General features: G+C 70.4%; 19 protein-coding genes. 17 read left to right on the top strand and 2 right to left on the bottom strand.

What is annotated here, in order from left to right; translation table 11 throughout:
• The first annotated feature begins 80 nt into the window (after positions 1-80).
• Positions 81-1826, top strand: a complete 1746-nt coding sequence (gene aspS, locus ABGB14_RS39125; protein WP_347648911.1) for an aspartate--tRNA ligase — start codon at positions 81-83, stop codon at positions 1824-1826.
• Between the two features lie 63 nt (positions 1827-1889).
• Here aspS and ABGB14_RS39120 read toward each other — a convergent pair whose 3' ends face one another.
• Positions 1890-2783: a peptidylprolyl isomerase gene (locus tag ABGB14_RS39120; protein ID WP_347648910.1), complete on the bottom strand. Its 894-nt coding sequence runs from the start codon at positions 2781-2783 to the stop codon at positions 1890-1892.
• Between the two features lie 222 nt (positions 2784-3005).
• On the opposite strand from ABGB14_RS39120, the gene ABGB14_RS39115 reads away from it, so the two are divergent.
• The 16 genes from ABGB14_RS39115 to ABGB14_RS39040 all read left to right on the top strand — a co-directional run bounded on the left by ABGB14_RS39115 (position 3006) and on the right by ABGB14_RS39040 (position 20297).
• Complete coding sequence (locus ABGB14_RS39115; RefSeq protein ID WP_347648909.1) at positions 3006-4307, top strand: replication-associated recombination protein A; 1302 nt, start codon at positions 3006-3008, stop codon at positions 4305-4307.
• A gap of 271 nt (positions 4308-4578) precedes the next feature.
• A complete protein-coding gene (locus ABGB14_RS39110) occupies positions 4579-4992 on the top strand; it encodes a DUF948 domain-containing protein (protein WP_347648908.1) in 414 nt (137 codons plus the stop codon).
• A complete protein-coding gene (locus ABGB14_RS39105; protein WP_347648907.1) occupies positions 4989-5216 on the top strand; it encodes a hypothetical protein in 228 nt (75 codons plus the stop codon). Before ABGB14_RS39110 ends, ABGB14_RS39105 begins: the two co-directional genes overlap by 4 nt.
• Before the next feature lie 30 nt (positions 5217-5246).
• Entirely contained in the window at positions 5247-7922 is a 2676-nt protein-coding gene (gene alaS / locus ABGB14_RS39100) for an alanine--tRNA ligase (RefSeq protein WP_347648906.1), read from the top strand.
• Positions 7923-7932: 10 nt separating this feature from the next.
• Positions 7933-8412 carry a Holliday junction resolvase RuvX gene (gene ruvX, locus ABGB14_RS39095; protein ID WP_347648905.1) on the top strand — a complete coding sequence of 160 codons (480 nt, stop codon included), beginning with the start codon at positions 7933-7935 and terminating at the stop codon, positions 8410-8412.
• A 454-nt stretch (positions 8413-8866) separates the two neighbouring features.
• On the top strand, positions 8867-9943 hold the full coding sequence (gene mltG / locus ABGB14_RS39090) for an endolytic transglycosylase MltG (RefSeq protein WP_347648904.1): 1077 nt from the start codon (positions 8867-8869) through the stop codon (positions 9941-9943).
• 211 nt (positions 9944-10154) lie between these two features.
• A complete protein-coding gene (gene mltG, locus ABGB14_RS39085; RefSeq protein ID WP_347648903.1) occupies positions 10155-11318 on the top strand; it encodes an endolytic transglycosylase MltG in 1164 nt (387 codons plus the stop codon).
• 214 nt (positions 11319-11532) lie between these two features.
• A complete protein-coding gene (locus ABGB14_RS39080; RefSeq protein WP_347648902.1) occupies positions 11533-12375 on the top strand; it encodes a shikimate dehydrogenase in 843 nt (280 codons plus the stop codon).
• A 432-nt stretch (positions 12376-12807) separates the two neighbouring features.
• Positions 12808-13395, top strand: a complete 588-nt coding sequence (gene infC / locus ABGB14_RS39075) for a translation initiation factor IF-3 (RefSeq protein ID WP_220448520.1) — start codon at positions 12808-12810, stop codon at positions 13393-13395.
• A gap of 126 nt (positions 13396-13521) precedes the next feature.
• A complete protein-coding gene (rpmI, locus tag ABGB14_RS39070; RefSeq protein WP_132503691.1) occupies positions 13522-13716 on the top strand; it encodes a 50S ribosomal protein L35 in 195 nt (64 codons plus the stop codon).
• 24 nt (positions 13717-13740) lie between these two features.
• Positions 13741-14124 (top strand): 50S ribosomal protein L20, encoded by a 384-nt coding sequence (gene rplT, locus ABGB14_RS39065; protein WP_347648901.1) that lies wholly within the window; start codon positions 13741-13743, stop codon positions 14122-14124.
• Between the two features lie 140 nt (positions 14125-14264).
• Positions 14265-15068 carry an RNA methyltransferase gene (locus ABGB14_RS39060; RefSeq protein ID WP_347648900.1) on the top strand — a complete coding sequence of 268 codons (804 nt, stop codon included), beginning with the start codon at positions 14265-14267 and terminating at the stop codon, positions 15066-15068.
• Between the two features lie 50 nt (positions 15069-15118).
• Positions 15119-16210 carry an ATP-binding protein gene (locus ABGB14_RS39055; protein ID WP_347648899.1) on the top strand — a complete coding sequence of 364 codons (1092 nt, stop codon included), beginning with the start codon at positions 15119-15121 and terminating at the stop codon, positions 16208-16210.
• Between the two features lie 130 nt (positions 16211-16340).
• A complete protein-coding gene (gene pheS, locus ABGB14_RS39050; protein WP_347648982.1) occupies positions 16341-17381 on the top strand; it encodes a phenylalanine--tRNA ligase subunit alpha in 1041 nt (346 codons plus the stop codon).
• Positions 17381-19933, top strand: a complete 2553-nt coding sequence (locus ABGB14_RS39045) for a phenylalanine--tRNA ligase subunit beta (RefSeq protein WP_347648898.1) — start codon at positions 17381-17383, stop codon at positions 19931-19933. The genes pheS and ABGB14_RS39045 overlap by 1 nt, the downstream gene beginning before the upstream one ends.
• A gap of 130 nt (positions 19934-20063) precedes the next feature.
• Entirely contained in the window at positions 20064-20297 is a 234-nt protein-coding gene (locus ABGB14_RS39040; protein WP_347648897.1) for a hypothetical protein, read from the top strand.
• Between the two features lie 3 nt (positions 20298-20300).
• Here ABGB14_RS39040 and ABGB14_RS39035 read toward each other — a convergent pair whose 3' ends face one another.
• Positions 20301-20903: a Uma2 family endonuclease gene (locus ABGB14_RS39035; RefSeq protein ID WP_347648896.1), complete on the bottom strand. Its 603-nt coding sequence runs from the start codon at positions 20901-20903 to the stop codon at positions 20301-20303.
• Positions 20904-20944 lie beyond the last annotated feature (41 nt).

Raw genomic sequence — 20944 nt, 5'->3', positions numbered from 1 at the left:
GGCGCGGTGATCCTCCGGCCGGTTCATGCCGGGTCGCCGCCGTCCCTTCGCCCCTCCTATCCGTACGAAGGGAAAGTGCAGTGATCCGCACGCATACCGCCGGGTCGCTCCGTGAGGAGCACGCCGGGCAGCAGGTGACGCTCGCAGGATGGGTGGCCCGCCGCCGTGACCACGGCGGCGTCGTCTTCATCGACCTGCGTGACGCCTCCGGCTCGGCGCAGGTGGTCTTCCGCGAGGAAGACCACGCCCACGACCTGCGCGCCGAATACTGCGTGCAGGTCGTCGGCCAGGTCAGGGTGCGCCCGGAAGGCAACGAGAACCCCGACCTGCCGACCGGCGCGATCGAGGTGGTGGCCGACCGGGTCGAGGTGCTCAGCGAGTCGGCGCCGCTGCCGTTCCCCATCGAGGGCAGCGTGGGGGTGTCGGAGGAGGCGCGGCTCAAATACCGCTATCTCGACATCCGCCGCCAGCAGGTCGCCACGGCGATGCGCACCCGGTCCAAGGCCACCTACCTCGCCAACGAGGTGATGCACGAGCTCGGATTCGTCTACGTCGAGACGCCGACGCTGACCCGTTCCACGCCTGAGGGCGCGCGTGACTTCCTGGTCCCGGTGCGCCTGCAGCCCGGCAACTGGTACGCGCTGCCGCAGTCGCCCCAGCTGTTCAAGCAGCTGCTGCAGGTGGCCGGGCTGGAGCGCTACTACCAGCTGGCGAAGTGCTACCGCGACGAGGACCTGCGGGCCGACCGGCAGCCGGAGTTCACCCAGATCGACGTCGAGATGTCCTTCGTCGACCAGGAGGACGTGATCCAGGTCGGCGAGACGCTGATCGGCCGGCTCTGGAAGGAGATCGCCGGCTACGAACTGCCGACGCCGCTGCCGCGCATGACGTACGCGGAGGCGATGGACCGCTACGGCTCCGACAAGCCGGACCTGCGCTTCGGCCAGGAACTCGTCGAGATGACCGCCTACTTCTCCGGCACCTCCTTCCGCGTCTTCCAGGCCGACTACGTCGGCGCGGTCGTCATGCCCGGCGGCGCCTCGCAGACCCGTAAGGAGCTCGACGGCTGGCAGGAGTGGGCCCGCTCGCGTGGCGCCAAGGGCCTGGCCTACGTGCTCGTCCAGGAGGACGGCACGCTCGGCGGCCCCGTCGCGAAGAACCTGTCGGAGGCGGAGATCTCCGGGCTGGCCGGCAAGGTCGGGGCCAAGCCCGGCGACGCGGTGTTCTTCGCGGCGGGCGCCAGGAACGCCGCGCGCGACCTGCTGGGCGCGGCCCGGCTGGAGATCGGGCGCCGCTGCGACCTCATCGACGAGTCGCAGTGGTCCTTCCTGTGGGTCGTCGACGCGCCCATGTTCGAGCCTGTGTCCGATGAGTCCGGCGGCGAGGGCGGCTGGACGGCCGTGCACCACCCGTTCACCGGGCCGAAGCCGGAGTGGGCCGACAACTTCCAGGACCACCCGGGTGAGGCACTGGCCTACGCGTACGACATGGTCTGCAACGGCATGGAGATCGGCGGCGGATCGATCCGTATCCACCGGGCCGAGATGCAGCAGCGCGTGTTCGACGTGCTCGGCATCTCCAAGGAGGAGGCGGAGAGCAAGTTCGGCTTCCTGCTGGAGGCGTTCAAGTACGGCCCGCCGCCGCACGGCGGCATCGCCTACGGCTGGGACCGCATCTGCATGCTGCTGTCCGGCGGCGAGTCGATCCGTGACGTGATCGCGTTCCCGAAGACGGCCTCCGGCTTCGACCCGCTCACGGGCGCGCCCACGCCGATCACGGCCGGCCAGCGCAAGGAGGCGGGCGTCGACGCGCCGCCCAAGCCGTAACAGGCCGGAGAACGGGTGACGGCAGGCGCCGCACGGCGCCTGCCGTCACCCGTTCACGAGCGGTCAGGAGAAGGTGATCTCCTTGATGATCACCGGCTTCTTGGGCGCGGTGGTGCCGCCGTCGCCGGTGATGTCGGCGTTGTTGAGGAGCAGGTCCTGCCCGCTCGTGGCCAGCCCGAGCAGCATGTCCATGCCCTCGCCGACCGTGCCGATGACCGAGTAACCCGCGCCGACCTGAAGGTTCTCGTCCGACAGCGAGACGGCGAACTGGCTGTTGTTGCGGCCGGCCGCCTCACTGGGCTGGGTCATGAACACCACGCCCTTGCCCAGCGGGATCCCGGCGTTCTCGTCGCCGTAGACGTAGCCCGCGGTGCCCTGGCCGTCGGTCGGGTTCTTGCCGTCGGCCTTGGCCTGCGGGTCGCCGCACTGCAGCATGTGCACGCCGGCGACGTCGGGTGTGACCAGCCGGTGGCACTTCATGTCGTCGTAGAACTTCTTCTTCGCGAGGAAGCGCATCGAGTTGACCGCGCACGGCGCCGCGTCGGTCATGAGGTCGACGGTGAAGCTGCCGCGGTTGGTGGCGACCGTCATCTTCTTCAGCTTCATGTCGGGCTTCTTGCCCGGCAGCCCGACGAACTTGTGCGGGAGCGACTTGTCCCGCTTGTACGTGCAGGTCACCGGCCCTGTCTTGGTCGGGCTCGGCGTCGCCGGCGGGGTGATGGACGCGCTGGCGGAGGGGGTGCTCTGCGCCGTGGCCTCGCCGGGCTCCTTGTTGACCATCGTGGTCGCGGCGAAGATCCCGCCCGCCACCACGACCACTGCCACGCCGGCGCCGAGGAAGGTGTTCCGCCTCCCCTTGGAGGTCTGGTCGGCGGCGCGCTTGACCTGCCGTTCCTTGTGCTCCCGCGCCAGCTTCCTCTGGCGGTCTTCTTCGTTCTGGCGGTCGTCGCCGCTCACCGCTATGTCCTCTCGCTTTTGCCCACGCATGACCAAACAACTCCGCGCATGCTACCGGCCTCCGATATGTGCCGGACGTAAGTGGCGAAAGCCGCTGATGCTACGGGTGTGATCGCTGCACACCGCCGCCGCCTCGCCCGCGTTCCCCATGGCCCGCGCGCAGAGGGCGCAGACCGTCGCCGCGCGGGCTTCGAGACCCGGCGGACCCTGTAGCCTCGCGTTGTGGACAGCCTGTTCGACTCGGCGGCCGAGGAGGCCACGCCGCAGCCGCTCGCGGTGCGCATGCGCCCGCGCACCCTCGACGAGGTGATCGGCCAGCGGCACCTGCTCGGCTCCGGCACCCCCCTGCGGCGCCTGGTCGAGAGCGAGGCGCCCATGTCGCTGTTCTTGTGGGGGCCGCCGGGCACCGGCAAGACGACCCTCGCCTACGTGGTCTCCAACGTCACCAAGCGCCGCTTCGTCGAGATCTCCGCCGTGTCGGCGGGCGTCAAGGACGTGCGGGCGGCCATCGACAACGCCCGGCGCGAGCTGGGCATGACCGGCCGGCAGACAGTGCTGTTCGTCGACGAGGTGCACCGCTTCAACAAGGCCCAGCAGGATGCCCTTCTGCCCGCCGTGGAGAACCGCTGGGTCACGTTCATCGGCGCAACCACGGAAAACCCGTTCTTCTCGGTCATCTCGCCGCTGCTGTCGCGCTCGCTGCTCCTCACGCTGGAGTCCCTGACCGACGACGACGTCCGCGTGGTGCTGGAGCGGGCGGTGTCCGACCCGCGCGGCCTGGGCGGGCGCGCGACGCTGGCCCCGGAGGCCCTGGAGCATCTCGTACGCCTCGCGGGCGGCGACGCGCGCCGGTCGCTGACCTACCTGGAAGCGGCGGCGCTGCTGGGCGACGACATCACCGTCGAGGTGGTGGAGAAGGCCGTCGACAAGGCCGCCGTGCGCTACGACCGGCAGGGCGACCAGCACTACGACGTGATCAGCGCCTTCATCAAGTCGATGCGCGGCTCCGACGCCGACGCGGCGCTCCACTACCTCGCCCGCATGATCGAGGCCGGCGAGGACCCTCGGTTCATCGCCCGGCGCATCGTCATCTTCGCCTCCGAGGACGTCGGCATGGCAGACCCCACCTGCCTGCAGACCGCCGTGGCCGCCGCGCAGGCGGTGCAGCTCATCGGGCTGCCCGAGGGGCAGATCAACCTCGCCCAGGCCGTCATCCACTGCGCGACGGCGCCCAAGTCCAACGCCGTGGTCAAGGCCATCGGGGCGGCCGTCGGGGACGTGCGCAAGGGCCTGATCGGCCAGGTGCCCGGCCACCTGCGCGACGCCCACTACGCCGGCGCCGCCAAGCTGGGCCACGGCGACGGCTACAAATACCCCCACGACTTCGACCACGGGCTGGTGCGCCAGGACTACGCGCCCGAGCAGGTGCGCGACAAGCGCTACTACGAGCCGACCAGGCACGGCGCCGAGGGGCCCGTGGCCGAGCGCTGGGCCAGGATCCGCGCCTTCCTGCGCGGCGCCTGAGGTCCGCGAGCGTGCCCGGCGGATGTACGGTTACAGCAGTGACGGCGGGACACGCCGCGAGCGCGTCGGCGCGTTCCCGCTGACGCCCGAGCGGCGGCTCGTGCCCGGGATCGGGCCGGGATCGTGGCGGCACGCGGTCTCACGCGGGGGGTCACGGAAGTGCCGGGGGCCGACGTGGCGGCCTGATCAAGGTCGCTTTCCCCACTAATGTGGTCGCTCGAACGCGATAGGGTCTTGCCGTTCCGGCCCAGCGTACGAGGGAGATGCGCGGATGCTTACCGCTGGAGAGGTCGCCGGGCTGATCGCGGCCACGGGCTGGATAGTCCTGGTCTGCGTGCTGGCCATGGTGCTCGTCAAGGTCGCCAGGCTGCTCACCGAGACCACCAAGGCGGTCTCCGATCTCAACAACCGGCTGACGCCGCTGCTCGACGACATGAGCGTCACGGTCAACGAGACCAACAGGCAGCTGGTCGCCGTCGAGGCCATCGCCAGAGACGTCAAGCAGGTCAGCGGCCACGCGGCCAAGCTCAGCGCGGTGACGCAGACCATCTTCACCGGGCCGCTGATCAAGGTCTCGTCGCTCGGCTACGGCGTGCGGCGCGCCATCGAGGCCCGCACGCCGGCCAGGCCGAGGCAGGGGTCGCGGGGGACGGTCCGGGATACGGTGCGGAGGCGGCCGAGATGATCAGGCGGCTGTTCTACCTCTCGCTCGGCGCGTTCCTCGCCTTCTGGGTGATGCGCAGGCTGCAGGCGCTCCACCCCGACCACGTCGCCCGCCGCACCGCCGACGGCGCGGCGGGCATGCTCCGGCAGGTGAGAGACTTTACTTCCGACGCGCTCGGCGAGGCGGCCGGCCGCGAAACAGAGTTGCGGGCGCGCTTCGGGCTCGACGACGCTGAAGACAAGTGATTTCCACAACCAACGCAAAGGATGGCCACCATGGAGTCGGCAGAGATCGCCCGCCGCTTCCTGCGCTTCTTCGAGGAGCGTGGGCACAAGATAGTGCCCTCGGCCAGCCTGATCGCTGAGGACCCCACGCTACTCCTGGTTCCTGCCGGTATGGTGCCGTTCAAGCCGTACTTCCTGGGGCAGCGCAAGCCTCCGGCGTCCCGGCTGGCCACCGCGCAGAAGTGTGTGCGCACCCCCGACATCGAAGAGGTCGGCAAGACCACGCGGCACGCCACCTTCTTCCAGATGCTGGGCAACTTCTCCTTCGGCGACTACTTCAAGGCCGAAGTGATCCCGTTCGCGTGGGAGCTGCTCACCAGGTCCGAGTCCGAGGGCGGTTTCGGCTTCCCCGAAGACCGGCTCTGGGCGACCGTCTACCTCGACGACGACGAGGCGTACGACATCTGGCGCAACAGCGTCGGCCTGCCCGAGGAGCGCATCCAGCGCCGCGGCCTGGAGGACAACTACTGGCACATGGGCGTGGCCGGGCCCGGCGGCCCGTGCTCGGAGATCTACTACGACCGCGGCCCCGAATACGGCAAGGAGGGCGGTCCCGTCGCCGACGAGGACCGCTACCTCGAGGTGTGGAACCTCGTGTTCATGCAGTACCAGCTCAGCCAGGTCCGTTCCAAGGTCGACTTCGACGTGGCCGGCGAGCTGCCCTCGAAGAACATCGACACCGGCATGGGCCTCGAGCGCATGGCGACGATCCTGCAGGGCGTCGACAACCTCTACGAGATCGACACCACCTACAAGATCCTCGACCGCGCGGCCGAGCTCACCAAGACCCGCTACGGGCGCGACCACCGTTCCGACGTCAGCCTGCGGGTGATCGCCGACCACGTGCGCACCGGCACCATGCTGGTCGCCGACGGCGTCCTGCCCGGCAACGAGGGCCGCGGCTACGTCCTGCGCCGCATCCTGCGCCGCACGGTGCGCAACCTGCGCCTGCTCGGCTCCGGCGACGACCGCTACATGCACGAGCTGACCGACGTCGCGATCAACGTCATGGGCGAGCAATACCCCGAGCTGAAGGCGGACGCGCCGCAGATCCACGGCATCATCGACGCCGAGGAGGCGTCCTTCCTCGGCACGCTGCGCACCGGCACGGCCATCTTCGACGTGGCGGTCGAGGAGACCAAGCGCAGGTCGGCCACCACGCTCCCCGGCGAGCAGGCGTTCAAGCTCCACGACACCTACGGCTTCCCCATCGACCTGACGCTGGAGATGGCGGCCGAGCACGGGCTCAAGGTCGACGAGGAGGGCTTCCGCCGCCTCATGAAGGAGCAGCGGCAGGCGGCCAAGGCCGACGCGGCGGCGAAGAAGACCGGCAACGCCGACATCTCCGTCTTCGGGCAGTTGCTCGAGGCGTCGGGCAAGGTCGACTTCCTCGGCTACGACCAGACCGAGGCCGACACCAGCGTGGTCGGCATCCTCGCCGACGGGGTGTCCGTGCCGGCGGCGGGCGCGGGTTCGAGCGTCGAGATCGTGCTCGCGCGCACCCCGTTCTACGCCGAGGGCGGCGGCCAGCTCGCCGACCAGGGCGTGATCCGCACCAGCGGCGCGGAAGTCGAGGTCGTCGACGTGCAGACGCCGCTCACGGGGCTCGTCGTGCACCGGGGCAAGGTCCGCAAGGGCGAGATCAGGGTCGGCGACGAGGCGCAGGCGGAGATCGACGTCGAGCGCCGCCGCGCGATCTCGCGCAGCCACAGCGCCACCCACCTCGTCCACCGCGGCTTCAAGAACGCGCTCGGCGAGACGGCGGCGCAGGCCGGCTCGGAGAACTCGCCCGGCCGCTTCCGCTTCGACTTCACCGCCTCGGGCGCCGTGCCGCAGAGCGTGCTGCGCGACGTCGAGGACGAAGTCAACGCCGTGCTCGTCAACGACCTCCAGGTCAACGCCTTCTACACCTCCCAGGCGGAGGCCAGGGCGATGGGCGCGCTGGCGATGTTCGGCGAGAAGTACGGCGACGAGGTCCGCGTGGTCGAGATCGGCGACTACTCCCGAGAGCTGTGCGGTGGCACCCACGTGCACAGCTCCGGACAGCTCGGCCTGGTCAAGGTGCTGGGCGAGCAGTCGGTCGGCGCCGGGGTGCGCCGTGTCGAGGCCCTCGTCGGCATCGACGCCTTCCGCTTCCTGGCGCGCGAGAGCGTGCTGGTCGCGCAGCTCACCGAGCAGCTCAAGGCGCGCCGCGAAGAGCTCCCCGAGCGCATCGACGGCATCGTCACCCGGTTGCGCACGGCCGAGAAGGAGCTCGACAAGCTCCGCTCCGCCCAGGTGCTCCAGGTGGCGGGCGACCTGGCCGCTCAGGCTCGTGACCTGCACGGAGTCTCCGTGGTGACACACCGCGCGCCTGATGGCACCGGCGCGGATGATCTGCGTAAGCTCGCGCTTGATGTGCGTGGCAGGTTCCCGGCCGACAGACCGGCGGTCATCGTGATCGCCGGCGCCCCCACCGACAGGCCCGTGGTGGTTGCCGCGGTCAACGAGGCGGGGCGCGAGCGAGGGCTCAAGGCCGGGCAACTGGTCGGCGTCGCCGCCAAGGCTCTTGGGGGTGGCGGTGGCGGCAAGGACGATGTCGCGCAAGGCGGCGGCACGCGACCGGAGGCGATCGGCGACGCGCTGCGCCTGGTCGAGCAGGCCGTTGCTGACCAGGTCAGCCGATAGCCCGGCCGGCATGAGATTCGGTGCGCGGATCGGCGTGGACGTCGGCTCCGTACGCGTGGGCGTGGCCCGCAGCGACCCCTCGGGCATGCTGGCCACGCCGGTCGAGACCGTCAGACGAGGCAAGGGCACCCTCGACCGCATCGCCGCGATCGTCGCCGAGCATGAGGCGATCGAGGTCGTGGTCGGGCTGCCCACCTCGCTGTCGGGGCGTGAGGGGCAGGCGGCCGCGCTGGCACGCGAGTTCGCCTCCGCCCTGGCTGCCCGGGTGGCGCCGACACCGGTGCGGCTGTTCGACGAGCGGCTGACCACGGTGACCGCCCAGCAAGGGCTCAGAGCCAGCGGCGTGCGGGCGAAGAAGCAGCGCGGCGTCGTCGATCAGGCGGCCGCGGTCGTGCTGCTCCAGGATGCCCTCGACTCCGAACGCGCCACGGAAAGACCACCAGGCAGGCCCGCCGAACCGCCACCGGCGGCCGGCGGACCTGCCTCATGAGCGGCCGATCGACGGGCCCCTGCCGTGACCGGCGCGCATGCGTGGCCGCCCCGTGCGCGGGGTCCGCTGCGGCGGAGCGAAGGTGTGCTCCCGTCACGGGCGCGCGTGGCGAGGTGGCCTCGTGAACGGTACGCCCGAGGACGACGACGTGATCCCGTTCCGCGACGCGGACGACGACGCTGACCCGGTGATCGGCGGGGGGAGCGACGCCCGGCCGCACCAGGCTCCGGAACCGGGGACGCGAGCGGCTTGCGGAGCGAGGCCCGAGGAGGCGTTCGGGCCGGACCCTGACCCGGCTTCCACGGCAGACCGGCCGGGCTCCGAGGCGGCTTCCGCGGCGAAGTCCGGGCCGGGCTCAGAAGCGGCTTCCGCGCCTGGCTCCCAGGCGGGCTCCGGACCGGATGCCGGGCCGGGTTCTGGGTCACGTTCTCAGCCGGGCTCAGAGCCGGGTTCCGTGCTGGGCACCGGGGCGGGGGCCGCCGGGTCGCCGTCCCAGCGGCGCCGCGCTCTGCGCCGGGCAGGGCTGCTCTCGACCGGGCTGCTCGTCTCGCTGGTCGCCGTGGGCGCCGGAGCGATCGCGGTGCTCAAGCCGTACATCAGTCCTGACGACTTCGAAGGGCCGGGCAGCGGTTCGGTGACCGTGCGCATCGCGCCCGGGTCGAGCGCGGAGTCCATCGGCTCGACGCTGGCCGACGCCGGGGTGGTGGCCAGCGCGCGGTCGTTCGTGAAGGTGTCGGAGGACCGCGCGGTGACCGGGCGGCTGCGTCCCGGCCACTACCGCATGCGCAAGGGCATGGCGGCAGGGGCGGCCCTCGACCTGCTGCTCGCGCCCTCGTCCAGGATCGTGAAGCGGGTCACCGTGCCCGAGGGCCTGCGCGCGGCCGAGGTGCTGGCCCGGGTGGCCCAGCAGACCGGGCTGCCGCTCGAGGAGTTGCGGGGCGTCGACAGCGCGCTGGTCGGGCTGCCCGACTACGCGCCGGGGATCGAGGGTTTCCTGTTCCCCGCGACGTACGAGGTGGAGCCGGGCGACACGGCGGTCGACGTGCTGGCGGCGATGGTGGAGCGGTTCCGCGCCGCCGCCCGGCAGGTGGGTCTGGCGGCCGAGGCCGCGAAAGTGCATCTGACGCCGCTGGAGGCCGTCACGGTGGCGAGCCTGATCCAGGCCGAGGGCGGCACCGACGCCGACTACCCCAAGATCGCCAGAGTGATCTACAACCGCCTCGCGAAGGACACGCCGCTGGAGATCGACAGCACCGTTCTGTACGCCCAGAAACGCCGGACGCTGAGGATCACGGAGAGCGACACCAAGGTCGATTCGCCCTACAACACCTATCGCCACAAAGGGTTGCCGCCCGGCCCCATCGCCAACCCCGGAGAGAAGGCGCTGATGGCGGCGCTGCACCCGGCGGAGGGTGATTGGCACTGGTTTGTCACCACTGATCCAGCCCATAGAATCACCAAATTCACCAACAAAGAGAGCGAGTTCGTGAGATACCGGGAAGAGTTGAACAAGAACCTCGGGACGAGCTGATGTTCGGTGGACCCCCCGCTATCACCGCGCAAAAGCCCCAAAACGGGGCATGCGTCCTCTTCCCGTCCCTTAGCATGGCTACCCAGTGTGATCTCCGCTGGCCGTGGCAGCACGTCCGGCGGACCCCCCAGTTCCGCTCGGTGACCCCAGCCGGTTGGGCAGTTCCGCTTGACGCCTGGCCGGGCGTGCCGGGAGATTGGCCAGCGAACCCATGAGCGATCTCGATCTCAACTCCTTGCTCGGCGCCGAGGACGACGAAGGTCCCGCGCGGCGCCGCAGCCGTGGCGGCAGGCGCGGCAACAGCCGCAGGCGGCGCAGGCGCCGTAACCGCGGCCGGTTCATCGCACCACTGCTCGCCTTCGTGGTGCTGGCCGGCATCATCGGCGGTGGCGGCTACTACGGCTACATGTGGCTCAACGACGCGCTCGTGCCCGACGACTACACCGGCCAGGGCGCCGGCGAGGTCGTCATCGAGATCAAGAGCGGCCAGAGCGCCTCCGATGTGGCGGTGGAGCTGGAGCGCCAAGGCGTGGTGGCCAGTGTCAGGGCCTTCACCAACGCGATCGGCAACGCCGGGACGAGCGCCTCGCTGCAACCGGGTTCGTACAAACTGCGCAAGCGCATGTCGGCCAAGAACGCCGTGGCGCTGCTCGACCCGGACAACCGGCTGCGCGTGCCAGTGACGATCAAGGAAGGTCTGCGGCTGTCCCAAACCCTGGCCACGCTCGCCAAGGAGACCGGAATGCCGCTCAAGGAGTTCAAGGCCGCGGCCAAGGACGTCGACGCCCTGGACCTGCCGTCCTATGCCAAGGGCAAGCTGGAGGGCTACGCCTTCCCCGCCACGTTCGAGGTGCAGCCGAAGACCACGCCCCGGCAGATCCTCGCGGCCATGGTCGACCGCTACAAGAAGACGGCCGAGTCGGTCGACCTCGAGAGCGGTGCCAGGGATCTCGGGCACACACCGCACGAAATCATCACCATCGCCAGCATCATCCAGGCCGAGGCCGGGCGCGCGGAGGACATGCCGAAGATCGCCCGCGTCATCTACAACCGGCTGGACCGCAAGCCACCGATGAAGCTGGGGATGGACAGCACGGTGATGTACGCCCTCGGCAAGTTCCGCACCTACGCCACCCACGCCGAGCTGCAGACCAAGTCCCGCTACAACACCTACAAGTACGAAGGGCTGCCGCCGGGCCCGATCTCCAACCCGGGTGACCACGCCATCGAGGCGGCGCTCAACCCGGCCAAGGGGCCATGGCTGTTCTTCGTGGCCACCGACCTCAAGAGCAACGTGACCAAGTTCGCCACCACGGAGGCCGAGCGTCAGGCGCTGCTCGCGGAGTGCCGCAGCAACGGCGGCTGCGGCGGCTGACGTCTGCGGCTGCACCTGGGTTCGGCACCTGGGTTCGGCGCCGTCCGCCCGCACCGCGCCGAGGGCGGGCGGCCGTACGAAGCCCGGGCCCTGAGCCGGGGCGGACGGCCGTAGGGCAAGGTTCGTCGACGGGAGCTTCGGCTCTGGCCCGTGCCGTACGGTGCCGCCACGCGCGGGCGATAGGGTCGTCGTGTTCGTGGGTGAAGGAGTGTGGATGCGGGCTGCGGTGCTGGGGTCTCCCATCGGTCATTCGCTCTCGCCCTACCTGCACCGGGCCGCCTACCAGGCGATGGGGCTCGACGGGTGGAGCTATGAGGCGTTCGAGTGCGACGAGGCGCGGTTGCCCGGGCTGCTGGCCGGGTTGGTGCCGGTGCGGGGCCGGGAGCGCGGCGGCGATGACGCCTGGGCGGGGTTGTCGCTGACCATGCCGCTCAAGCGTGCCGTGCTGCCGCTGCTCGACACGGTGTCCGAGGTGGCCGTCGAGGTCGGCGGCGCCAACACCGTGGTGTTCCGTGACGGTCTCCGGCACGGCGACAACACCGACGTCCATGGCATCAAGCAGGCGCTGGCCGAGGCCGGGGTGGCCGCGCCGGGCTCGGCGACCGTGCTCGGCGGAGGAGCCACGGCGGCCTCCGCGCTGGCGGCGCTGCGCGATCTCGGGCTGTTCCAGGCGACGCTGCTGGTGCGCGACCCCGCGCGAGCGGGGGAGACGGCGCAGGTCGCCGAACGGCTGGGCGTGTCCTTGGCGGTGGAGACGTTCGACAAGCTCGAGGTGGCGACGCGGGTGGACCTGGCGGTGTCCACGCTGCCCGGCGGTGCCGCCGACGCCTTCGCCGATCGGCTGGCGCGGGTGCCCGCGCTGTTCGACGTGGTCTACTCGCCCTGGCCGACCCGGGCCGCGACCGCCGTCAAGGAGGCGGGTGGCACCGTGGTCGGCGGGTTCGCGATGCTGCTGCACCAGGCGGTGCGGCAGGTGGAGTTGATGACCGGCCGGACGGATGTGCCGGTGGAGGCGATGCGCGCGGCCGGGGAAGCCGAACTCCTGCGGCGGTCGTAGCCACCACCGGCACCGGTTGACGAAGAGGCGCGGCGCTGTCCGGGAATCGGGGCACGGAGACGGCCCGCACCGGTGGGGGCGCCCGGTTCACGACGGCGGCAGCCGTGGCCGTATGGCCATTTCTGGGTAGATGTTTACCGGCAGGCGATGGCCGGCCGGGATGATTCGGGGAGGCGTCGTGGTTGTGGTAATGTAGCTCTCTGATCGGTCCGGCATGCCTTGCTGGACGCGCAAGCGGAGGTCTCCCTCCCACCTGAGTCGCCGAAAGGCGGCCGGGTCCAGGATCACGCCGGACTACTCCGGGGAGCTCGAGGCCACGAAGCCACAGAGCTCAGTGGCCCCGCATGCGCGACGTGCGGGGCTTTTCGCGTTCGCAGCGCGAGGGGCTCTCGGCACGACGAGCACGTAGGGATCGCAAACCTAGGAGGCCCCATCAGCACTGAGCCCCGCATCAACGAGCGTATCCGAGTTCCCGAGGTTCGCCTCGTGGGCCCGAACGGCGAGCAGGTAGGCATCGTCTCCATTCACGACGCGCTCAAGCTCGCCCAGGAAGCCGACCTCGACCTCGTCGAGGTCGCGGCAACGGCTCGACCGCCCGTGTGCAAGCTCATGGACTACGGCAAGTTCAAGTACGAGTCCGCGATGAAGGCGCGCGAGGCGCGCAAGAATCAGGCGCACACGATCATCAAGGAGATCAAGCTCCGGCCGAAGATCGACCCGCACGACTACGAGACCAAGAAGGGTCACGTGGTGCGGTTCCTCAAGGCGGGAGACAAGGTCAAAGTCACGATCATGTTCCGTGGTCGCGAGCAGTCCCGGCCGGAGCTCGGCTTCCGGCTGCTGCAGCGGCTGGCGGACGACGTCCAGGAGCTCGGCTTCGTGGAGTCCCACGCCAAGCAGGACGGCCGTAACATGATCATGGTGATCGGTCCGCACAAGAAGAAAGCCGAGGCCAAGGCCGAAAAGGCCGCAGCCAAGGCGCAGCGTGGCGGCGAGGAGCCTTCCGCACAGGAAGCGTGACCCGCAGTTGGGGTTAGCCTTACAAGCGCGGCCCCAGCCAAGCCACCGGCAGACGAAGACGCCGCTACCGGGTCGGCCAGCACCGGCCCGGCCAGTGGCACGACCGAAACGAGGAGAGACGGCGACATGCCGAAGATGAAGACGCACAGCGGTGCGAAGAAGCGGTTCCGGCTCACCGGCACCGGCAAGATCAAGCGTCGCCGTGCCAATCGCGCGCACTACAACGAGTGGAAGTCGTCCACGTTGACGCGCCGTCTCAAGAACGAGGTCGTCCTTTCCGACGCCGACCACAAGAAGATCAAGAAGCTGCTCGCCAAGTAGCGCGAACCCCCGGGGAGAAGAATCATGGCACGCGTGAAGCGGGCGCTCAACGCCAAGAAGAAGCGCAAGGTCGTCCTCGAGAGGGCGAGCGGTTACCGTGGCCAGCGGTCGCGTCTCTACCGCAAGGCCAAGGAGCAGATGCTCCACTCGATGACGTACGCCTACCGGGACCGCAAGGACCGTAAGGGTGCGTTCCGCCGTCTGTGGATCCAGCGGATCAATGCCGCCGCCCGCCAGAACGGCATGACCTACAACCGCCTCATCCAGGGTCTGCGCCTGGCCAACATCGAGGTCGACCGCAAGATCCTCGCCGACCTCGCGGTCAACGACAGCCAGACCTTCGCCACGCTCGTGGAGGCCGCCAAGAAGGCGCTCCCGGCCGACGTGAACGCTCCGGCCGCGGGCTGAGGCAGTTGCTTTGAACGAGGGCCCACCGATGACGGTGGGCCCTTTGCTGTGGACGCACACGAAGCGCGTCCAGCGCGCGGGCCGCGGGACGTGGCCCGCCGGGCGCGGGCAAGGACGCGGGCAAGGGCGTGGGGGAGAGCATGGCGGGGTCCGAGCTGACCAACGTGCGGTCGCCGAGGGTCAAGGCGGCCCGGCGGCTCACCAAGCGGGCCTTCAGGGAGCAGGACCGTAGATTCCTGGCCGAAGGGCCGCAGGCGGTGCGCGAGGCGCTCAAGCTCGACGACGTGGTCCTCGAGCTGTTCAGCACGGCCGAGGCCGAGCTGCGCCACCCCGAGCTGATCACCGAGGCCACTCTCAAGGGCGTCCCCGTGCACCGGGCCAGCGGCGAGGTCATGTCCGAGCTCTCCCAGACCGTGACCCCGCAAGGGCTGGTGGCGGTCTGCGGGCTCGTGCACGTCCCCCTGGAGCGGGCCCTGGAGGGCACGCCGCGCCTGGTGGCGATGCTCGCGCATGTGCGCGATCCGGGTAACGCCGGCACCGTCATGCGCGCCGCCGACGCCGCCGGGGCCGACACGGTGATCTTCACCGACGCCTCCGTCGACCCGTACAACGGCAAGTGCGTACGCGCCAGCGCGGGCAGTCTTTTCCATCTTCCCGTCGTCATCGGTGCTCCGGTGGGCGCCGCCGTGCGTCACCTCAAGGAGCGGGGGCTGCGCGTGCTGGCGGCCGACGGCACGGGCAAGCGCACGCTCGACGACGTCGATCTGTCCGGCCCCACCGCGTGGATCTTCGGCAACGAGGCCTGGGGTCTGCCGGAGGAGATCCTCGCCGAGGCGGACGACGTGGTCAGGGTGCCCATCTACGGACAGGCTGAAAGTCTCAACCTGGCCACCGCGGCGGCGGTGTGCCTTTACTCTTCCGCCAGGGCTCAGCGAGTGTCCTAGGCGGCGGGAAACCCGCTATTGTCGGCGATGTAGGCGGAGGAGGCGAGGTCGTGCACGGCGCAGACACCGACGGGCGCGTTGTGGCCGCCGCGTGCACGATAGCCATCGACGATCTCCCCGACGGCCTCATCGTGGCCGACCGGCATGGCTGCGTGGTCGCCGTCAACCGAGCCGCCGCGCGGCTCACCGGCATCGCCATGGAGCGCGCGGTCGGCCGGCACATGACCGACGTGTTCCCGTTCCGCGACCATGACGGGCGTGACTGGTGGAAGGCCCTCGACCTCGAGGGCGGGCTGCGTACGCGGAGCAGGGTGCCGGAGCGGCCGCTGCACCTGCCGGGCGGCCAGGAGCTCTACGTCACGGCCCGGTTCATCCGCGAGCCGGAGCGCGGCGGCGAGGTCGAGCGCATCACGATCACCCTCAGAGACGGCGGCGCCCGGGCCCGGCTGGAGCGCAGCCGGGCCGACCTGGTCTCCACGGTGGCCCACGAGCTGCGTTCGCCGCTGACGAGCGTCAAGGGGTTCACCGCGACCCTGCTGGCCAAGTGGACGCGCTTCACCGACGAGCAGAAGCGCGTGATGCTCGAGACCGTCAACAACGACGCCGACCGTGTCACACGGCTCATCACCGAGCTGCTCGACGTCTCCCGCATCGAGTCGGGGCGGCTGGAGGTGCGCCGCCAGGTCGTCGACCTTCCCGCCAGGGCGCGCAGGCTCATCGCCGGGCGGGTGGCGGCCGGCGAGGCCGAACACCGGTTCCGCCTGGTGTCCGGCGACCACCTGCCGGAGATGTGGCTCGACCAGGACAAGATCGACCAGATCCTGGGTAACCTGGTGGAAAACGCGCTGCGCCATGGGCGCGGCACTGTGACCATAGAGATCGAGTCCGTTGGATGGGGAGTTGCCGTGTCGGTGCGCGACGAGGGCGAGGGCATCGAGCCCGAGCTGGCTCCGCGCGTCTTCAGGCAGTTCTGGCGCGGCGGAAACAGCCGCAGGCGCGGCGGCACCGGGCTCGGCCTGTTCATCGTGAAAGGCCTGGTCGAAGCGCACGGCGGCACGATCGCCGTGCAGCGGGCCCCCGAGGGCGGGGCGGAGTTCCGATTTACCGTGCCCACCGGCACGCCTGACTTCGCGACCCCGTAGCGAGCGATTCGGGCCCGGTGGGCGGGTCCCACTAGACTCATTTCCGCTCAAGCCCTGGATACGGAGCTCACTCTTGTCTGACTACGACCCCGTCGAGGTGACACCGTTGCATGCCGACGAGGTGTCCCGCATGGAGGCCGACGCCGTCGCGGCGATCAAGGCGGCCGACGACCTCGACGCACTCAAGCAGGCCAGGCTGGCGCACGCGGGTGACCGCTCGCCCATCGCCCTGGCCAACCGGGAGATCGGCGCCCTGCCGCCGGCCGCGCGCGCGGAGGCCGGCAAACGCGTCGGCGCCGCCCGAAAGGTGATCAACGAGGCGCTGGCCGCACGCCAGGCCGAGCTCGAGGCCGAGCGCGACGCGCGCGTGCTCGTCGAGGAGAGCGTCGACGTCACCCTGCCGTGGGACCGCCGGCCACGCGGCGCCCGCCACCCGCTCGCCACGCTGCAGGAGCGCATCGCCGACGCGTTCGTCGCCATGGGCTACGAAGTGGCCGAAGGGCCCGAGCTCGAAGGCGAGTGGTTCAACTTCGACGCCCTCAACATCGCCAAGGACCATCCGGCGCGCTCCGACCACGACACGTTCTTCGTGGGCTCAACGGAGTCCGGCATGGTGCTGCGCACGCAGACCTCGCCGGTGCAGATCCGCGCGCTGCTCCAGCGCGAGCTGCCGGTCTACGTGATCTCACCGGGCAAGACGTTCCGCACCGACGAGCTCGACGCCACCCACACCCCCGTCTTCCACCAGACGGAGGGGCTGGCCGTCGACGAGGGCCTGACGATGGCCCACCTCAAGGGCACGCTCGACCGGTTCGCGGAGGTGATGTTCGGCAAGGGCATCTCGACCCGGTTCCGCCCCAACTACTTCCCGTTCACCGAGCCGTCCGCCGAGATGGACCTCAAGTGCTTCGTCTGCCGCGGCGCATCGGCGATCCCGGGCAACCCGCCCTGCCGCACCTGCAAGTCGGAGGGCTGGATCGAGTGGGGCGGCTGCGGCATGGTCAACCCGCGCGTGCTCATCGCGTGCGGGGTCGATCCGTCGCGATACTCCGGGTTCGCGTTCGGCATGGGCATCGAGCGCACGCTGATGTTCCGCCACAACGCCGAGGACATGCGTGACATGGTCGAGGGAGACGTGCGCTTCACGCTCCCGTTCGGAATGGAGATCTGATGAAGGTCCCGCTTTCCTGGCTGCGGGAGTATGTCGATCTCCCGGCGGTCACCGCCCACGAGGTGGCCGACAAGCTCACGGCCGCCGGGCTGAAGCTCGAGTCGATCACCTCGCACGGCCACGACGTCAAGAACGTCGTGGTCGGCGAGGTGCTCGCCATCGAGGAGCTGACCGGTTTCAAGAAGCCGATCAGGCACTGCAAGGTCGAGACGGGCGAGGCGACGCCGCGCGAGATCGTCTGCGGCGCCACCAACTTCGCCGCCGGTGACCGGGTGCCCGTCGTGCTGCCCGGAGGGGTGCTGCCGGGCGGGTTCGAGGTCGTGGCGCGCAAGACCTACGGGCGCATGTCCGAGGGCATGATCTGCTCCGAGCGCGAGCTCGGGCTCGGTGACGACCACAACGGCATCATGGTGCTGCCCGCCGGCACCCCGATCGGCGGCGACGTGGTCGAGCTGCTCGGCCTGCGCGACGAGGTGATCGAGCTGGAGATCACCCCCGACATCGGCTACGCGCTGTCGATCAGGGGTGTGGCGCGCGAGGTGGCGACCGCGTTCGGCGTGGCCTTCCGCGACCCCGCGGACGTCGAGCCGCCCGCCGCGACGGGGCCGTCGTGGCCGGCCTCCATCGCCGACCCGACGGCGTGCGACCGGTTCGTGCTGCGCGAGGTGCGCGGCTTCGACCCGGCCGCGCAGACCCCGCTCCCGATGCGGGTACGCCTGGCACGTGCCGGCATGCGTCCCGTGTCGCTGGCCGTCGACATCACCAACTACCTGATGCTGGAGCTCGGCCAGCCGCTGCACGCGTTCGACCGGGGCAGGCTGAGCGGTGAGATCGTGGTGCGCCGGGCCCGGCCCGGTGAGCGGCTGGAGACGCTCGACCACGTGGTGCGCGAGCTCGACCCCGACGACATCCTGATCACCGACCAGTCGGGGCCGATCTCGATGGCGGGCACGATGGGCGGCCTGGAGACCGAGATCTCCGACGGCTCGACCGACATCGTCATCGAGGCCGCTCACTTCTCCGCGACCGGCATCTCCCGCGAGTCCCGCAGGCACGGGCTCGTGTCGGAGGCGTCCAAGCGGTTCGAGCGCGGCGTCGACCGGGAGCTGCCGCTCGTCGCCTCGTGGCGGGCCGTGCAGTTGCTGGCCGAGCTGGGCGGCGCCACCGTGCAGCCCGGCGTCACGCACGCCGAGGTCGAGGTGTCGCCGGCGCGCATCGCGATCCCGGCGGGCCACCCCGGGGCCGTGGCCGGCACCACCTACTCCAAGGAGACCGTGGTCGCGCGGCTGCAGCAGGTCGGCTGCGTCGTCGTCGACGGTGACGACGCAGCCGTGCGCCAGGGCGGTGTCGACCCGACCGGGGTCGTGACCGGCGGCGAGCTGGCGGCCAAGCTGGCCGTGACGGGCGACGACATGATCACGGTGACGCCGCCGTCGTGGCGGCCCGACCTCACCGACCCCAACGACCTGGCCGAAGAGGTCATCCGGCTGGAGGGCTACGAGAGCCTGCCGTCGGTGCTGCCCGCCGCCCCGGCCGGCGCCGGGCTCACCGAGGGTCAGCGGCTGCGCCGCCGGGTGGGCAGGGCACTGGCCGAGGGCGGCTACGTCGAGGTGCTCAGCTACCCGTTCGTCAGCGCCGCCGACTTCGACCACCTGCAGCTGCCCGCCGACGACGCGCGCCGCAACGCCATGCGGCTGGCCAACCCGCTGTCGGAGGACGAGCCGCTGATGCGCACGACGCTGCTGCCGGGGCTGCTCAAGACCCTGGTGCGCAACGTCGGGCGCGGGTTCGCCGACGTGGCTCTGTTCGAGAGCGGGCCGGTCTACCGGCCGCGCGAGGGAGCTCCCGAGGCGGCGCCGGCGCTCGGGGTGGAGCGCCGCCCGACGGCCGAGGAGCTCGCCTCGATCGAGGCGGCGCTGCCCGACCAGCCCTTGCGCGTCGCGGTCGTGCTGACCGGCGAGTTCGAGCGGTCCGGCTGGTGGGGCGCCGGCCGGCCGGCCACCTGGGCCGACGCGGTGCAGGCCGCCCGGCTGGTGGCGGCCGAGGCGCGGGCGGAGCTGTCCATCAGCGCCGACCAGCACGAGCCGTGGCACCCCGGCAGGTGCGCGGCGCTCTATCTCGGCGACACGCTGGTGGGCCACGCGGGCGAGCTGCACCCGCGGGTCATCGAGGCCTACGGCCTGCCGGCCCGCACGTCGGCGATGGAGCTGGAGCTGTCGCGGCTGGAGGCGGCCATGCCGGGCCCCGTCGAGACGCCTCCCGTCTCCGCCTATCCGGTGGCCACCCAGGACGTCGCGCTGATCGTTCCCGACTTCACGCCGGTGGCCGACGTCGAGGCGGCCCTGCGCGACGGCGCCGGTGAGCTGCTGGAGTCGATCCGGCTGTTCGACGTCTACGAAGGCGCGCAGGTGGGCGAGGGCAACAAGTCGCTCGCCTACTCGATGCGGTTCCGTGCGGCCGACCGGACCCTGACGGTCGAGGAGACCACGGCGGCGCGGGACGCGGCGGTGGCGATGGCGGCCGACCGCGTGGGTGCCCAGCTCCGCGGGTGATCGTTGGCAGAGGGCCGGTGCGGCGGGGCGCCGTGCCGGCCCTCTGCCCGGTTCCGCTCGCGTCCAGCGTGGTGAGGTCGAGTGGGGGATCCCCGCCTGCGCGCAGGGTGCGGGATGCGATCATCAGGCTATGAGTGTGCTTCTGGTGTTCGGCGAGCGGGATGACGCCGAAGAGGTCGCCGAGACGCTGGGGGAGTGGTTCCCCTCGTCGGGGGTGCCGCGGGTGGTGCGGGAGACGCTGGCCGGGGAGGACGACGCCGAGGACGCCCAGTGGCTGGTCGTCGTCGAAGGCATGGACGACCGCTCGCTGGCCAGGGTGGATGAGCTGGTCGCGCGGTATGAGGGGTGGCGGGAGGCGGGTTGAGGCTCAGATGCGGTCGATGTCGTCGAGGTCGATGTCGAGGTCGAAGGGGATCGTGAGCTTGAGCCTGTCGTGGTGGATCCCGGTGAGGGCGTAGGACTGGGTGGCGGGGTCGAGCTCGTACACGTAGACGACCGCCTTGCCTGAATGGTTCTCTATACGCCAGAAGTTGGGGATGCCAGCACCTGCATAGAGTTGCGGTTTGCGCTGGCGGTCGCGCGTTCTGGACTCCGGTGAGACCACTTCCGCCACCAGCAGGACATCCCGCGCGTGATAGAAGGTCTGTTCGGCGTGCTCCTCGGCGCCGGCGGAGATGACACAGAGGTCCGGCTCGGGGCGCTGGTCCCTGTCGAGGATGACGCTCATCTCCCGGCGCACCCTGAGATCTGCCGGTGTCGCGCGGCGCACTTCGCTTTCGAGAAGCGAGGTGACACGCATGTGGAAGGAGGCTTGAGGGCTCACGAAGACCAAGCTTCCGTCAATCAACTCTGTGTGCGCAGGCAAATCCGGAATGTGATCGAGGTCTTCTGCGGTGAACCCCTCAGGAGGGGGGAAAACCCAGTCGGGCAGCGAGGACGACGTCATCTCGATCACCGCTTCGGCAGTCATGGCTTAACGCTACCAATCTAATGTGCTCACGCCAGGTGAAT

Source organism: Nonomuraea sp. B10E15, assembly GCF_039871615.1.
GTDB lineage: Bacteria > Actinomycetota > Actinomycetes > Streptosporangiales > Streptosporangiaceae > Nonomuraea.
Note: the sequence above shows the minus strand (reverse complement) of the source record. Positions and strands in the feature narration are given on the sequence as shown.

Bases quoted from the DNA above. Each gene is read 5' to 3' on its own strand.
- ABGB14_RS39110 (WP_347648908.1), top strand. From the start codon at position 4,579: ATGCTTACCGCTGGAGAGGTCGCCGGGCTGATCGCGGCCACGGGCTGG.
- ABGB14_RS39105 (WP_347648907.1), top strand. From the start codon at position 4,989: ATGATCAGGCGGCTGTTCTACCTCTCGCTCGGCGCGTTCCTCGCCTTC.
- alaS (WP_347648906.1), top strand. From the start codon at position 5,247: ATGGAGTCGGCAGAGATCGCCCGCCGCTTCCTGCGCTTCTTCGAGGAG.
- ruvX (WP_347648905.1), top strand. From the start codon at position 7,933: ATGAGATTCGGTGCGCGGATCGGCGTGGACGTCGGCTCCGTACGCGTG.
- mltG (WP_347648903.1), top strand. From the start codon at position 10,155: ATGAGCGATCTCGATCTCAACTCCTTGCTCGGCGCCGAGGACGACGAA.
- ABGB14_RS39080 (WP_347648902.1), top strand. From the start codon at position 11,533: ATGCGGGCTGCGGTGCTGGGGTCTCCCATCGGTCATTCGCTCTCGCCC.
- rpmI (WP_132503691.1), top strand. From the start codon at position 13,522: ATGCCGAAGATGAAGACGCACAGCGGTGCGAAGAAGCGGTTCCGGCTC.
- rplT (WP_347648901.1), top strand. From the start codon at position 13,741: ATGGCACGCGTGAAGCGGGCGCTCAACGCCAAGAAGAAGCGCAAGGTC.
- ABGB14_RS39060 (WP_347648900.1), top strand. From the start codon at position 14,265: ATGGCGGGGTCCGAGCTGACCAACGTGCGGTCGCCGAGGGTCAAGGCG.
- pheS (WP_347648982.1), top strand. From the start codon at position 16,341: ATGGAGGCCGACGCCGTCGCGGCGATCAAGGCGGCCGACGACCTCGAC.
- ABGB14_RS39045 (WP_347648898.1), top strand. From the start codon at position 17,381: ATGAAGGTCCCGCTTTCCTGGCTGCGGGAGTATGTCGATCTCCCGGCG.
- ABGB14_RS39040 (WP_347648897.1), top strand. From the start codon at position 20,064: ATGAGTGTGCTTCTGGTGTTCGGCGAGCGGGATGACGCCGAAGAGGTC.
- ABGB14_RS39035 (WP_347648896.1), bottom strand. From the start codon at position 20,903: ATGACTGCCGAAGCGGTGATCGAGATGACGTCGTCCTCGCTGCCCGAC.